The organism is Candidatus Caldatribacterium sp. SIUC1 (genome assembly GCF_051549785.1).
In the GTDB taxonomy this organism is placed as follows: Bacteria; Atribacterota; Atribacteria; order Atribacterales; family Caldatribacteriaceae; genus Caldatribacterium.
Genome location: NZ_CP189974.1, coordinates 847,056 through 860,502 on the forward strand (window position 1 = coordinate 847,056; position 13,447 = coordinate 860,502).

Below are 13,447 nucleotides of genomic sequence, written 5' to 3' on the forward strand. Positions count from 1 at the left end.
TGTGGGGAGAGCACTTTGCAAAGGAGGCGAGAAAGGTGAAACGGTGGCTTTTGTGGGTTGTAGTGGTGCTTTTTGTGGGAAGTGGTGTGGTATTTGCGGAAGAGGTTACCCTGCGAATTCTGAGCCTTCCCTGGCCGCAGACACCTGTGGAGCAACGCCTGGCCAATGAAATCTTCACCCAGAAGACGGGCATCAAGGTGGTCATTGAAAGTCCGCCATACCAGTTTGTGGAGTACAAGATTCGGGAGATTATCGACAGCAAAAGCGACGAATACGACCTTTTCGAGTACGACAGCCAGTGGATTGGAGAGATGGTCCTTGCGGGAGGGCTGGAGCGCCTTGACACTCCAGAGTACCTGTTCTCGCCGGAAAGCACCATCAACTTCGAGAAAGATTTCATCCAGGGATTTGCCACTTACATCGGGAAGTTCCCTACCCTGGGGGACGATGCTTTGCTTCCCGGGGAGGCCTGGAAGAACTACGCCGATAAACCCCTTTACGGACTTCCCTGGACCTGTGGGGGGCTGATTTTCAGCTACCGTAAGGACCTCTATGTAGAGGCCGGTATTCCCGGGCCCCCCGATACCTGGGATGAGATGCTGGAGTACGCCAAAAAACTCACCGTGGACCTTGATGGTGATGGGAAGATCGACCGTTATGGCATGGCCTGGTACGCCACGCGCCTGAGTGACGGTATCACCCAGCAGTGGCTCCCCTTCCACTTCTCTTTTGGAGCGGAACTCTGGGACCCCAAGACCTGGACGGCTCAGGGCATTATCAACTCCGACCGGGCGGTGGAGGCGCTCCAGTTCTTTGTGGACTTTAACCTGAAACACAAGGTGGTTGACCCGGCCACGGCCAACTGGTTCGTGGATGAAATTATGAACGCTGCGACCCAGGACAAATGCGCCATGTGGTTCACCTGGGTGAGCTTCGCCAACGTCGCCGATAACCCCGCCCTCTCGAAGACCGCTGGGAAATGGGGCTACACCGTCATGCCCGGGTATCGGGATCCACAAACCGGCCAGATTCGCCGGGCTTCCACTTTTGGCTCCCAGGGCATTGGCATTAACGCATTCTCAAAACACAAGAAAGAAGCTTGGCTCTACCTGCAGTGGCTGAAATCCTACGAAATTGAGAAGATGCTCGTCGATGACCCAACCGCTGGGTACGCCAGTGCCCGCACAGACCTTCTTGAGTACCAGAAGCAGTTCGAACCGAAGTGGGCTTCCATCCGAACGATTATTGAGGGTATTGCCCGGGATGTCTGGACGTGGCCCGAGTACGCCGAGCTCCTTGATATCCAACAGCGTGAACTCAATCTTGCCTACATCGGGAAAAAGACCCCCAAGGAAGCCCTGGACAACATTGCCCTTCTGCAGCAACAGGTGCTCGACACAAGCCCGAATAACCCGAAGAACCAGTAAAAGCAGAGGGGAGGGCAAATACCCTCCCCTCTGCTTTTGAGGGAGGGAAGAATATGCCGGACAGGGTTCGGGTTGGCATTATCGGTTCCCGTTTTGAGGCGGAAATCCATGCCATCGCCTTTCAGAAGATTCCCCACGTTGCGGAAGTTGTGGCCGTTGCTTCCCCAACCCCAGGGCACGCCGAAGCCTTTGCGAGGCGTTTTGGCATTCCTCGCTTCTACACCGATTACCGGAGGATGCTCGAAGACAGAGATATCGATATGGTCACCATCTGTGCCCCGAACTACCTCCACGCCCAGATGACCGTTGACGCAGCGCAGAGCGGGAAACACGTGGTCTGCGAGAAGCCGCTCTGCATGAACCTTGAGGAAGCCGACCGGATGATCGAGGTCTGCAGGGAGAACAAGGTTTTTCTCTTCTACGCCGAGGAACTCTGTTTCACCCCCAAGTACGTCCGGGCCAAGGAGCTCGTTGATGAGGGGGCTTTGGGGAAGGTGTACCTCGTCAAACAAAGTGAGAAGCACTTCGGGCCGCATTCGGACTGGTTCTGGGATGTGGAACGCTCCGGTGGCGGCGTCCTTATGGACATGGGGTGCCATGGGATTGAGTTTGCCCGGTTTGTCCTGGGAAAGCCAAAGGTGAAGAGCGTCTATGCCCACCTTGGGACCTATGTGCATCGGGAGAAAACTCGAGGTGATGACGAGGCGGTCACCATCGTGGAGTTTGAGAACGACGCCTATGCCGTTATCGAAAATAGCTGGGCCAAGCGAGGCGGAATGGACGATCGGGCGGAGATTTACGGCGAAGGCGGTGTGACCTATGCCGTGCTCCACATGGGGATTTCCCTTGTGACCTATAGCGAATACGGGTACGGGTACGCGGTGGAGAAAGCCCCGACGACGAAGGGCTGGACCTTCACGGTGTATGAGGAGATCTGGAACTACGGATTTCCTCAGGAAATGGAGCACTTTGCCCGCTGTGTCCTGGGTCTTGAGACTCTGAGGGAAACTGGGGAGGATGGCCGGGCGGTCCTTGAAATCATCTGCGCTGCCTACGCTTCGGCAGGGGAAGGGAAGAAGATGGCTTTCCCCTTTGAGGCGCGGGGGGTCCGCAAACCCATTGACCTCTGGTTGAGGAACCTATGAACCCCCGGGTGATCTTTCTCGGTGCTCAGGAGATTGCCCGCCTCCATGAGACGTCGCTGCGAATGCTTTCCGAGGTTGGTGTTCTGGTCCCTGATGAAGAGATTGTGGCGTTGCTCTGTGCCCATGGCGGGGAAAAGAAGGATGGCCGGGTTCTCTTGCCTGCGACCCTTGTGGAAAGGAGTATTGCACAGGCAGGGAAATCCTTCCGCCTGTACGGGCGGGATGGGAAAAGATCGGTTACCTTTGCTCCGGGGGCAATGGTTTTCTGCTCCTCTCCCGGACAGTTTGCCCTTTTTGATGGTAAGAAGCGATGGGAACCCAGGAGAGAAGACTTCCTCCAAGCGATTCACCTTGCCCATCACCTTCCCCACATCGATGTGGTTGGAGGACTGTTTCTCCCCTCCGAGTACCCTCCCCAGAAAAGAGAAGTGTACATGGCCCGGGAACTCTTTGCCCGAACCGATAAACCGGTATTCCTCTGGTTTTCCCGAAGGGAGAATTTCGCCTCCGTTTTTGCCATGAGCGTGGTGTGCGCGGGAAGTGAAGAGGCAGCCCGGGATGAACCTCGTCTTTTCGCCTTTCTTGAGCCGATAAGCCCTCTGCGTTTTCCTCAAGAAGGCCTTGCCATTCTCAAAGAGGCGGTGGCTTTAGGACTTCCGGTCATGATTGGGCCGATGGTTCAAGCAGGGTCCACTGGTCCTGTGACCCTGGCGGGGACTCTCGCCCAGGAGAATGCCGAAATTCTTGCCGGTGTTGTGATTGCTGAACTCCTTCGTCCCGGGACCCCTATTTGCTATGGGGGCATTCCCCATGTCATCGATCCAAGGACCGGGATGATTTCCTTTGGTTCTCCGGAGCAGGGGCTTTTGAGTTTGGCCATGGTTGAGCTTGGGGCATCATATGGGTTCCCGGTGTACGTCAATGTGGGGCTTACGGATAGCTGCGCTTTCGACCCTCAGAACGGATGGGAGAAAGGTGTAACGCTCATCCTTGGGATGCTTGCCGGGGCCACAACTTTTGGGCACATGGGCATTGTGGGCAGTGACCAGGGAGGAAGTCTCCGGCAACTTGCCCTTGACAACGAGCTCATTGGCTTTTGTAAGCGTGTGGTGCGGGGGTTCTCCATCGATGAGGATACTCTGGCGCTTTCTGTGGTAGATGAGGGTGTTCGGGAAGGCTCTTTCCTGCCGCTCTCACACACGGTACGGTGGTTGCGAGAGGAACTCTGGGTCCCTTCCCTGAGCTTTCGGGGGGCCTTCCGTGCGGAAGAGGGGATCCTCGAGCGTGTCCGAGTTTTTCTGGAAGAGGTGTTTTGCCTGCCCCTTCCGCTTCTTGAGGAAGAGAAACTCCGGCGGCTTGACAGCTTTTTGTCCCGGGAGGATGAGTCATGTCAAGGGTACTCTGGGGTGAAATGACGGCCTGGGAGGTTGAAAAGCGGAGGGAAATTTCGGGAAGGGTTATTGTTCCCTGTGGTTCTACCGAACAGCATGGGGAACATCTCCCCACAGCGACGGACACCTTCTGTGTTCTTGAGGTGGCGAAACTTTTGGCCGAACGCTGTGACGCAGTGGTGGCTCCACCGCTCTTTTTCGGTCTTTCGTACCCTCACCGGGGATTTCCGGGAACCATTGAACTCTCTCTCAAGACCTACTTCCAGGTGATCCAGGACATCGCCCTGTCCCTTGCCCGAGGAGGGTGGAAGAAAATCGTCTTCCTCAACGGTCATTACGATAACCTCTACGCCATTGCCTATGCTCTGGCAGAAGTCGCGCCTTCCTTCCCCCCAGAAACCATTGCTTACACCCTTTCCTACTGGGAGGGACTCGCAGGCGAGGCCGCCTCGGTGTTTACCGAAGGAGGACGGGGGCTCCATGCCGGTTTTGGGGAGACAGCGCTTTGCCTTGCCGTCTGTGGCGAGCTGGTGCGAAGAGAAAATCTCAAGGCAGAGTTTCTTGCCCGCTCTCCCTTGCCATCTCCGGTGCACGTGGCGTATTTTCTGACCCATCCCGGGTCGCTTTTCAAGGTGACAACAAGCGGTGTGTGGGGAGACCCCCTTCCCGCCACTGAAGAAGTTGGGAAAAATCTCCTGAGGGAGCTTGTCGAGTCCTGTACAAGGCTTATAATAGAAATAGAGGAAGTCTTTGCTACTTTGCCCAAACGGCACTAAGGAGGGGGGCCTGGGGAGTCTTGAACCTGTATCCCGGCTGACTCCCCGGGTGCACCCAAACCGCAGAAGATGATACTGCGCATCCTGGCAAAAATCAAGCACTCTTTGAAGAGATATTCCGGTTTCTCCTCTGCGTTCCTCGGGAACTCCTCTGGCTTCTTCAGAGTATTCCTCTTGAGGGATTTCTTGCCGAAGGGAGGTCGATGGAGGACTCATGATTCAAACCGTTCATCTCACCAAGGAGTTCAACGGGTTCAAGGCGGTGGATAACCTGAATCTGCGGGTGGAAAAGGGGGATATCTACGGATTCCTGGGACCAAACGGTGCGGGAAAAACCACAACCATCATGATGATTCTCGGCCTCATTCCTCCTACAAGTGGCAAGGTCTTCCTCCTTGGAGAAGAACTCAAACCCAACAATGTGGAGGTGAAACGGCGCATTGGTGTGGTTTCGGAGAACCAGTACTTCTACAAGGAGATGACGGCAGAGGAGTACCTCACGTTCTTCGGGGAACTGTATGAAGTTCCGAATGTGCGCAGGCGTATCGATGAGCTTCTTGAGGCGGTGGGCCTGCGCAATGACCGGAACAAGAAACTCGGAGCATACTCCAAGGGGATGCAGCAGAAACTCGCCTTTGCCCGGGCCTTGCTCCATGACCCGGAGCTCCTTATCCTCGATGAGCCGGTCGCCAACCTCGATCCCACGAGCATCAAACAGATTCGGGATCTCATCGAAGAGGAGAACCGGCGAGGACGAACGGTTTTCGTGTCCTCTCACCTTCTTTCTGAAGTGGAGAGGCTCTGTAAGAAGGTGGCCATCATCAACCGGGGAAAGCTTTTAGCTGAGGACACCATGGACAACATCAAGCGTCGCCTCACCGATACCATCCATATGGAGATTGAGCTTTCGGCAAACGCCGAGAGCCTCTCACCCTCTCTTTCCGAGCTTCCCTTCGTCAAGGGGTTCACCGTTGAGGGGAACCGGCTTGAGGTGCACCTGAAGACCGAGAGGGATTACCGTCTGGATCTTTCCCGCTTCTTCTACGAAAAGGGTTTCCTCGTCCTCACCATGAAGACCAAGGAGATGAGTCTTGAGGAGGCCTTCATCACCATCACTCAGCAGAACATTTCCTTACTCGCCCGGGGGGAGGGAAACGCATGAGGCGCCTGCGGACTGGAGGCATTATTGCCTTGGGCCTTGGTGTGCTCGTAGCCGTACTCTTTGTGGCGGCCTACTTCGCTACTCAGGTCAACTACGGCATTCTCAAGGGAACGGTGGTGGACCTGTACTCTCAAGATGTGGTGCGTAGGCTCACCATCACTGTCGACGGGAAGTCGGATATCCTCTTCAGGAGTAAAGAGTACCAGCTCACGAGAATTCCCCCTGGGAAACACGTTCTTAAGGCTGAAGCGCCGTACTACTATCCTTTCTCTCAGGAGCTTGAGATCAGGCGCGGGGTGAACGTCTTCAACTTCACCATGGAGGGGAAGGAGATCCCGGACCTTGCAGGGATCATCTGCTTTGCCGACCCAACGGACCGGGGTATCGAGGTTGAAATCCGCTTCAAAGATTCAAAGGGCATTGGAATCTCTGACTTCCCGGGGATGCCGCTCCAGTTTGAGGGCAAGCTCTACGTCCGGGAAGGAGACGAGGAGAATTACTCCAGAGGACGCCTCATCTACGAGGGGCCAATAGAGCTTTTCTGGGATCCCAAGGCGTACCTTGCCCGGAATAAAGGCCTCATTCCCTGGGAGAAAATCCAGATTAACCGGGAAAAGGAAAAGTACGGGCTCCTGGAAGTTCTCCTGCACACGCCCCAGGGGGATTTCACGGAGTTCGTTGAGGATGTGGAACTCCAGAAGAGGGAGGAATGACCATGCGTACCTTTAGAGTCATGAAGACGCTCTTTAAACGGGATTTTCTGTACTCCCTCTATAGCCTCGGCTACTATGTGGCCATCTTTGCCTCCTTTTTCGTTTCATCGTTCATCCTCAAGAATTTCCTCGACAGCATCGGTGAAGAGGATATTCTCGTTTCCGCGTACCCCCTCAACTACCCTCTCTACATTACCCTGGTCATCATCTCTCTCTACCTTGTGATCCTCTCTGGAATTTCCATCTCCCGGGAACGGGAGCAGGGAACCTTAGAGGTCCTCTTCTATGGTCCCGTAACGCCGGGGAGTTTCCTCTGGGGAAAGTACCTGAAGGACCTGTGCCTTGGCATGGTGGCCTTAGGCTTTACGGCCCTGTATTTCTACCTCGTCAGCGTTCTCACGAACATCGGTTTCACTATGGGTCTTGTGAAGGCGCTCATCATGAGCATCTTCCTCATCTCCTGCGTGGTGAGTTTTGGCCTTTTCATTTCGTCACTCACTGGACGGATTCGAAGCTCTGTTCTGGCCCTGGTGGCGATTCTCGGGGCTTTTCTGGCCATCCAGTTTGCCTACAACGCCCTCCTTGGCTTTGAGAAAGAATCGCTCTCGGTTCCTATGCTCTACGTTCGCCAGGCCATGTCCTACGTCTTCCGGGGTATCAGCTGGATTTCCCCCTTTGCGTATCTCAGTCGGGGGCTCGACAGCGTGGCGCTTGAGAATCCCCTCCTGTATCTGGCCAATATCGGGTATGCCCTTCTGTACTCCCTCGTCTTCATGTTCCTTTCGGTGTACGTGATGAGCAAGAAAGGGGTGAAGGCATGAAGTCCCGGCTGGTCTTTCTGCTCCTTCTTGGTGTGTTTCTCTCTTCTGGATGGGCGGCGCTGGCCCAGCCGCCGGTGCGGGAGCAGCTTGTGTATTCGCTGACGTCCTTCAACGGTTCCACCTACAGCAAGAGCTTTGCTCCGCAGAGCGAGGACACCATCTACCTCATTGCCAACACGAATAGCATCGTTAACCCCCGCAAGACCATTGTCTACTACTGGCCCATTACCCGCCGGTATATGGCCGGTTTCAGTACCCTGAACGAAGCCGTTCCTGGGAAACTCGAGATTCTCCAGGGTGGAAAGGTTATTGCTACCCTCGAGGAACAGAAGTACGTCCTGTATTACCCTGAGGGTTACTTCTCGGAAAAGACCATCATGTATCTCAATGCAGAAGCCGATGCGGCTTACGAAAAGTACAAAAAAGCCATGGATGAGTTCAACGCCAAGCTCAAGGAGTACTACGAAGCCATGCGGAAGTACCGGGAGGACTTAAACAAGTTCTTCGAGGAAGTCCGCCGGCGAAGAGAGGCTGGAGAGACAGGGCCCCTGGATATTCCCGTTCCGAAAGAACCCTCTCCTCCGGAGTTTGTGAACTTCTACGTCTCTGAGCCGGCCACAGGCTTTGTGGTGAACCTCCCTCCTGGGCACTACGAAATCCGGGTGCGGCTTGAGGATGGAACCGTTCTTGAGGGGAGTGAAAAGAAACTCGTGGTCTTCACCTCCCGGAGAAAGGGGGGCATTGGCTACGAGATTATTCCCGGAAACCGCTGGACGAAGCGCGAGAACTGTGACGACCCCTCCTGGATTATCCATGCGGTGGGCAAGAACGAACTCTACTTCAACCCCTTCACCCAGGAGGAGTACAACGAGCTCTACCACAACAAACTCCAAGATCCTCAGAACATCGGTCGGATAGAGCGCTGGAAATGGGTGCACGCAGACCCGGTGAAGGACGCCACACTCCTCTTTGGCCGGGGGAAAGAGGTGCTGAAGGCAGTCACCCGTGCGCCCTATTTTGTGAAACAGATTCCCGGTCCTGAACTCGGGTACGAAATCGTGGACTACGACGAGGACCTGAAGAAGCGCGGGTACAAACCGACTTTCGAGAGCTACAAGGTGGTTCTTGGGCCGGAACTTCCCAAGGTTGACTACACCATCCAGACCGTGGCCTCTGAGAACCAGATGCCCCTTCCTAAAAGCGAACGCACCATCCGACTTTTACGAAAGGCCTATAGCGTGTATCTCTATCCCTTGGCCTTCCTTCCCCTTGCAGTGGGAGCGGGCATCGTCATCACCCGACGGGCCCGGATTGAAACCTGAGCGTGTTCCGGGAAGCCCTCTTTGTTGACCGTTTAAACCGCTTTGTGGTCCTCTGCGAGGAAGGTGGGCGGAGGTTCCCCGCCCACCTTCCTAATCCTGGGAGGCTCTGGGAGATTCTCCTGCCCGGACGGGTGCTCCTTCTTGAGGACCAGGGAGAAAACATGCCTCGGGTGTGGGGTGCCCTCCTTGGAGAAGAGGTGGTATGCCTTCACACGACCTCGGCGGCTTCTGTGGCGAGAAAACTCCTTGAAGAGGATTGCCTTGAGGATTTCGCAGGCTTCAGGGTGGTGGGAACGGAAATTCCCCTTGGGAACTCTCGTCTGGATTTCCTCCTCAAGCGGGGTAGGGAAAGGATGTTCCTTGAGGTCAAATCCTGTACCCTCTTTTTCGACGGTCTGGCCATGTTCCCCGATGCCGTAACGGTACGGGGACGAAAACATGTGGGGCTTCTGGCAGACCTCGGAGGTGCCATGCTTTTTGTGGTGCACGTTCCCTCGCCTTTTGCCTTTCTTCCTGATTTCCATACCGATCCTGAGTTTGCTTCGGCTCTCCATGCTGCCCGGAAGAAAGTCCTCATTCGCGCGGTGGCGGTGCGCTGGGATATGAGGGGGAATTTCCAGTATTCCCACATCCTCGATCTCCCCTGGGAGGTTTATGAAAAGGAAGCGGAGGATCGGGGGAGTTACCTGCTTTCAGGGTATCTCCCCGGGGTGTACCGGATTGCCGTCGGAAGCCTGGGGGAGCTGGATTTCCCCCGGGGTTTCTACGTTTACGTCGGTTCGGCCATGCGGGGCCTTTCGGGGAGAATCCGGAGACATCTCAGGAAGCGGAAACGAAACCACTGGCACATCGACACGCTCCTCCCCTTCTTTGAGGACGTTCGTGTATTCCCCATCCGGAGTTCGGAACGCCTGGAGTGTGCCATTGCCCGGGAACTCGAAAAGGTGGCCCGGCCCGTTCCGCACTTTGGAGCTTCGGACTGCTCCTGTGGGAGTCACCTCTTTTACCTGCCCCAGCCACCACTCAGGAGTGCTGCCTTCGTTGAGGTGCTTCTGCACTTCCGCATGGGGCGGATTGCCAGAATCCTGCAACAGAGGTGACTTAGCCATTGACTCGGCAAAAAGAAAACCTTATAATCTAAAGCGGTCAAAATCCTATTCTCAGGGGGTGAGAGGGGGAAAAGGAGAGGGTTCGCTCAAGGGAGTTTGGAAGTTTTTGTTCTTTCCTGAATTTTCTGTGAAATTTCTTTTCAGGGGGGATGTGCTCGATGGAATGGCGTAAGGTAAGCGTTGCATTGCTGTCTGTGGTCTTTGTGCTGGGGTTTGTGTTCGGTGCCCTTGCTCAGGAAGGCGCGTCAGAGCTTGAAATCCAGACTGCCAATGCAGCCTTTGAAGCCGCAGACAAAGGGAATCCCGATCCAGCTTGGAAAGGGCAGAAGCTCACCATCGCTGTGTACTCCGCTGGTCCCCGTGGTGCTATCTCCGGTCCCCTGTACTTCTGGCGTCCCTACTTTGAGAAGCTCACCGGCGCTACCTACGACATCGTCGAAATTCCCTTCGGAGAACTCCGGGAAAAGATTTTCACCGACCTCATGACCGGTACTGGTACCTACGACATCATCGTTGGTCCGAGCTGGTTCTACGGCGACTACATCATGAACGACTGGATTGTCCCCGCTCAGGAATTCTTCAACGATCCTCGCATGCCCAAATGGGAGCCTGAGTCCATTGCCCTCCCGGTTCGAGAGCTCTACATGTGGGGGGACAAACTCGTTGGGTTCAACAACGACCACGACGGCCAGGTTATCTACTACCGTCGGGACATCCTGAGCGATCCGAAGTGGCAGGAAGAGTTCAAGAAAGAGAAAGGTAAGGATATGCCCACCCCGCCATGGACCTGGGAAGAGGTCTATGAAATCTGTGACTTCTTCAATGGCAAGGACTGGAACGGTGATGGCGAGCCGGACTACGGTATCAGCATGCATCTTAAAGTTGGTGGGCAGGGCTTCTTCCACTTCATGGCGCTTTCCGCACCGTACGTCGTTTCTCCGGCTCCGGGAGACGATCCGGCCAAGGTGACCCGGTACCACAACGTGTACTGGTTTGACCCTGAAACCATGGAACCCCTGGTGAATACCCCTGGGTTTGTTGAGGCGCTGAACATGCTCATCAAGCTCTCCAAGACCGGACCTTCCGCAATGTTCGGCTGGAGCCTTGGTGAGGCCTGGGATGCGTTCTTGCGGGGTAAGGCCGTCATGTGCTGGTCTTGGGGTGACGTGGGTTCGCTGGCGCAGCTTCCTGATCGTTCCAGCATTCAGGGCAAGCTTGGCGTGGCGCCTATTCCCGGAAGCGACAAGTACTATGACCTCGAGACCAAGCAGTGGGTGAACAAGGAGAACTTCGTGGCCAACACCGTGGGTGCCTCCTGGCATGGCGTGATTTCGAAGTACTGCAAGAACAAGGAACTCGCCGCTTACTTCCTCTCTTGGCAGGCTACACCGCAGATCAACCACTGGAACGTCGTCTGGGGCTGGACCGGCGTTGACCCCGGAACGAGCTACGACTTCCTGCAGCCGAGTGGAAAGGCAACAATTGAGGAATACGTAGCGACCGGATACGATGCCGAAGATGCTCGCCAGTTCGTCACCGCTTATGAGGAAATGTGGACCAAGTACCCGCTGCGGCAGACCTACCTCCGTATTCCTGGAACGCCGGAGATGTGGGAGGTCTACGACATCCATCTCTCTGAGGCTGTGACCGGCCAGGTCTCCCCAGAGGAAGCTCTGAACCGTATTGCCGAAGAGTGGAAGGCCATCGTAGAGCGGTACGGTAAGGATACCCTCAAGAAGATTTACCAGGAAGCTATCGGCTACAAGCCAGAGTAAAAGGAAGGCATGCTGGGGGAAGGGGTACAGTACCCCTTCCCCCTTCTTTTGTGTTCAGGAAAGGGAGAGTGACAGATGAGACGGAGACTACGAGAGAAGGGAAATGTTTTCGTAGCGCCTGCTATTCTCTGGGTGCTTGCATTCACCATTTTCCCTCTGGTGTACTCTTTTCGCATCAGTCTCGCCAAGGTTCTCTACGGGAAGATTGCCGGCTTTGCGGGAGTAGCCAACTACCTCCGGATGTTCGGAGACTACCGCTTCTGGGGCGCTTTGCGGTTCACCCTGATTTACGTGGCCTTCAGCGTCTGCGTGACAACGGTGATAGGACTTGGTCTTGCCATTGTTTTTAATCGGAAGATGAAGGGTCTCCGGGCATTTCGTTCCATCCTCACCATGCCGCTTTTCACCGCCCCGGTTGCCCTGGGGTACCTCGGCGTTATGATGTTTTACGAGGAAAACGGGCCAATCAACGTCCTTTTAAGGTCCATTGGTTTAGGGAAGGTTCCCTGGCTTTCTCATCCTCTCTGGGCAACCCTGGCGATATGCATTGTTGATGTATGGCAGTGGACGCCTTTCGCTTTTATCATTCTTTTAGCGGGATTGCAGTCCATCTCTGATGAAATTTACGAGGCGGCAGTGATCGATACCTCGTCTGGCTGGGCCGTTTTCCGGTATATCACGCTTCCGATTCTTTCCCCGGTTCTTGGGACGGTCATCATGCTCCGGATGGTTGACGCCTTTAAAGCCTTTGATATCCCCTTCAGCCTCACAAGCGGTGGACCGGGAACAGCTACCCGAACGCTCACCTTCTACATTTACACGCAAGGGTTGCGGAACTTCGACTTGGGGTACGCCAGCGCCATGGCCTATTTCCTCCTGGCCATCACCATGGTCATCGGGCTTCTGTTCTTCCGGAGATACCGAGAACTCTACGAGTAGGGGAGAGCAACGATGCGCAGGAGACGGAAAGGATCTATCACCACGGAGATTCTAATCTGGGTGGTTGTGATCGTTGCCATTCTGTGGGTGCTTTTCCCTTTTTACTGGACGGTCATTACCTCTTTCAAGAAGCCGGCTGACGTCTTTCGTTTAAGCAGCATCCCCTGGCTCCAATTCACACCCACCCTCAGCAACTGGCAAACCGAGTTCACGCAAAGAGGTCCGGAAATCCTGAGAGGTATCACCAACAGCATCGTCATCGCCGTTTTTGCTTCTCTTCTTGCCGTGGCCCTCGGGACCTTTGCAGGATATGGCCTTGCCCGATACAGGTACGCGAAATGGCGCAACCAGAGCATGGCTTTCTGGTTTCTCTCGCAGCGTTTTCTCCCCCCTGCCGCTACGGTTATTCCCTTCTTCCTCCTCATGAAGTCTCTTGGGCTCCTTGATACGCGTGTGGCCTTGATCCTCGTCAACACCACCTTTGCCATGCCATTTGCGGTCCTCATCATGAAGGACATGTTCCGGGAACTTCCGGTGGAACTCGAGGAAGCCGCTCTTGTCGACGGGTGCTCCCGATTTGAAGCCTTCTTGAGGATTGCGCTTCCCCTTGCTGCTCCAGCGCTTGTGGCGACGGTTATCATCTGTTTTTCCTTTGCCTGGAACGAGTTTCTTTTCGCCCTCGTTTTGACGTACAAGCATGCAACCCCGATGACCATCATCATTGCCGGGACAGAACACACCCAGGGGGTGCAATTCTGGTACGTTTCAACGAGGCTTCTTCTGGCCATCCTTCCGCCGACGCTCCTTGCCCTTACCGTCCAGCGTTACATTGTCCGTGGTCTTACCATGGGTGCGGTGAAGGGATGA

At 55.2% G+C, this 13,447-nt stretch carries 12 protein-coding genes; all 12 read left to right on the top strand.

Annotated features, from left to right (window positions below):
• The first annotated feature begins 35 nt into the window (after window positions 1-35).
• Window positions 36-1,427, top strand: coding sequence for an ABC transporter substrate-binding protein (locus ACP6EK_RS04285; protein WP_438318381.1), 1,392 nt, complete (start codon window positions 36-38; stop codon window positions 1,425-1,427).
• A 53-nt stretch (window positions 1,428-1,480) separates the two neighbouring features.
• On the top strand, window positions 1,481-2,572 hold the full coding sequence (locus ACP6EK_RS04290) for a Gfo/Idh/MocA family protein (RefSeq protein ID WP_438318384.1): 1,092 nt from the start codon (window positions 1,481-1,483) through the stop codon (window positions 2,570-2,572).
• Complete coding sequence (locus tag ACP6EK_RS04295; RefSeq protein WP_438318387.1) at window positions 2,569-3,987, top strand: trimethylamine methyltransferase family protein; 1,419 nt, start codon at window positions 2,569-2,571, stop codon at window positions 3,985-3,987. Before ACP6EK_RS04290 ends, ACP6EK_RS04295 begins: the two co-directional genes overlap by 4 nt.
• Window positions 3,960-4,739 (top strand): creatininase family protein, encoded by a 780-nt coding sequence (locus ACP6EK_RS04300; protein ID WP_438318390.1) that lies wholly within the window; start codon window positions 3,960-3,962, stop codon window positions 4,737-4,739. Before ACP6EK_RS04295 ends, ACP6EK_RS04300 begins: the two co-directional genes overlap by 28 nt.
• A gap of 214 nt (window positions 4,740-4,953) precedes the next feature.
• Complete coding sequence (locus tag ACP6EK_RS04305) at window positions 4,954-5,901, top strand: ABC transporter ATP-binding protein (protein ID WP_438318393.1); 948 nt, start codon at window positions 4,954-4,956, stop codon at window positions 5,899-5,901.
• Window positions 5,898-6,614, top strand: a complete 717-nt coding sequence (locus tag ACP6EK_RS04310) for a hypothetical protein (RefSeq protein ID WP_438318396.1) — start codon at window positions 5,898-5,900, stop codon at window positions 6,612-6,614. The genes ACP6EK_RS04305 and ACP6EK_RS04310 overlap by 4 nt, the downstream gene beginning before the upstream one ends.
• Before the next feature lie 2 nt (window positions 6,615-6,616).
• Window positions 6,617-7,435: an ABC transporter permease gene (locus tag ACP6EK_RS04315; RefSeq protein WP_438318399.1), complete on the top strand. Its 819-nt coding sequence runs from the start codon at window positions 6,617-6,619 to the stop codon at window positions 7,433-7,435.
• Window positions 7,432-8,757, top strand: coding sequence for a hypothetical protein (locus tag ACP6EK_RS04320; protein WP_438318402.1), 1,326 nt, complete (start codon window positions 7,432-7,434; stop codon window positions 8,755-8,757). Before ACP6EK_RS04315 ends, ACP6EK_RS04320 begins: the two co-directional genes overlap by 4 nt.
• 2 nt (window positions 8,758-8,759) lie before the next feature.
• Window positions 8,760-9,857: a DNA/RNA nuclease SfsA gene (sfsA, locus tag ACP6EK_RS04325; RefSeq protein ID WP_438318405.1), complete on the top strand. Its 1,098-nt coding sequence runs from the start codon at window positions 8,760-8,762 to the stop codon at window positions 9,855-9,857.
• Between the two features lie 167 nt (window positions 9,858-10,024).
• A complete protein-coding gene (locus tag ACP6EK_RS04330) occupies window positions 10,025-11,641 on the top strand; it encodes an ABC transporter substrate-binding protein (RefSeq protein WP_438318408.1) in 1,617 nt (538 codons plus the stop codon).
• A 75-nt stretch (window positions 11,642-11,716) separates the two neighbouring features.
• Entirely contained in the window at window positions 11,717-12,580 is an 864-nt protein-coding gene (locus ACP6EK_RS04335; RefSeq protein ID WP_438318412.1) for a carbohydrate ABC transporter permease, read from the top strand.
• 12 nt (window positions 12,581-12,592) lie between these two features.
• A complete protein-coding gene (locus ACP6EK_RS04340; protein WP_438318414.1) occupies window positions 12,593-13,447 on the top strand; it encodes a carbohydrate ABC transporter permease in 855 nt (284 codons plus the stop codon).

What these genes read in the sequence shown, in the direction of transcription:
- ACP6EK_RS04290 (WP_438318384.1), top strand. Translation starts at nt 1,481, where the DNA reads ATGCCGGACAGGGTTCGGGTTGGCATTATCGGTTCCCGTTTTGAGGCG.
- ACP6EK_RS04295 (WP_438318387.1), top strand. Translation starts at nt 2,569, where the DNA reads ATGAACCCCCGGGTGATCTTTCTCGGTGCTCAGGAGATTGCCCGCCTC.
- ACP6EK_RS04300 (WP_438318390.1), top strand. Translation starts at nt 3,960, where the DNA reads ATGTCAAGGGTACTCTGGGGTGAAATGACGGCCTGGGAGGTTGAAAAG.
- ACP6EK_RS04305 (WP_438318393.1), top strand. Translation starts at nt 4,954, where the DNA reads ATGATTCAAACCGTTCATCTCACCAAGGAGTTCAACGGGTTCAAGGCG.
- ACP6EK_RS04310 (WP_438318396.1), top strand. Translation starts at nt 5,898, where the DNA reads ATGAGGCGCCTGCGGACTGGAGGCATTATTGCCTTGGGCCTTGGTGTG.
- ACP6EK_RS04315 (WP_438318399.1), top strand. Translation starts at nt 6,617, where the DNA reads ATGCGTACCTTTAGAGTCATGAAGACGCTCTTTAAACGGGATTTTCTG.
- ACP6EK_RS04320 (WP_438318402.1), top strand. Translation starts at nt 7,432, where the DNA reads ATGAAGTCCCGGCTGGTCTTTCTGCTCCTTCTTGGTGTGTTTCTCTCT.
- ACP6EK_RS04330 (WP_438318408.1), top strand. Translation starts at nt 10,025, where the DNA reads ATGGAATGGCGTAAGGTAAGCGTTGCATTGCTGTCTGTGGTCTTTGTG.
- ACP6EK_RS04335 (WP_438318412.1), top strand. Translation starts at nt 11,717, where the DNA reads ATGAGACGGAGACTACGAGAGAAGGGAAATGTTTTCGTAGCGCCTGCT.
- ACP6EK_RS04340 (WP_438318414.1), top strand. Translation starts at nt 12,593, where the DNA reads ATGCGCAGGAGACGGAAAGGATCTATCACCACGGAGATTCTAATCTGG.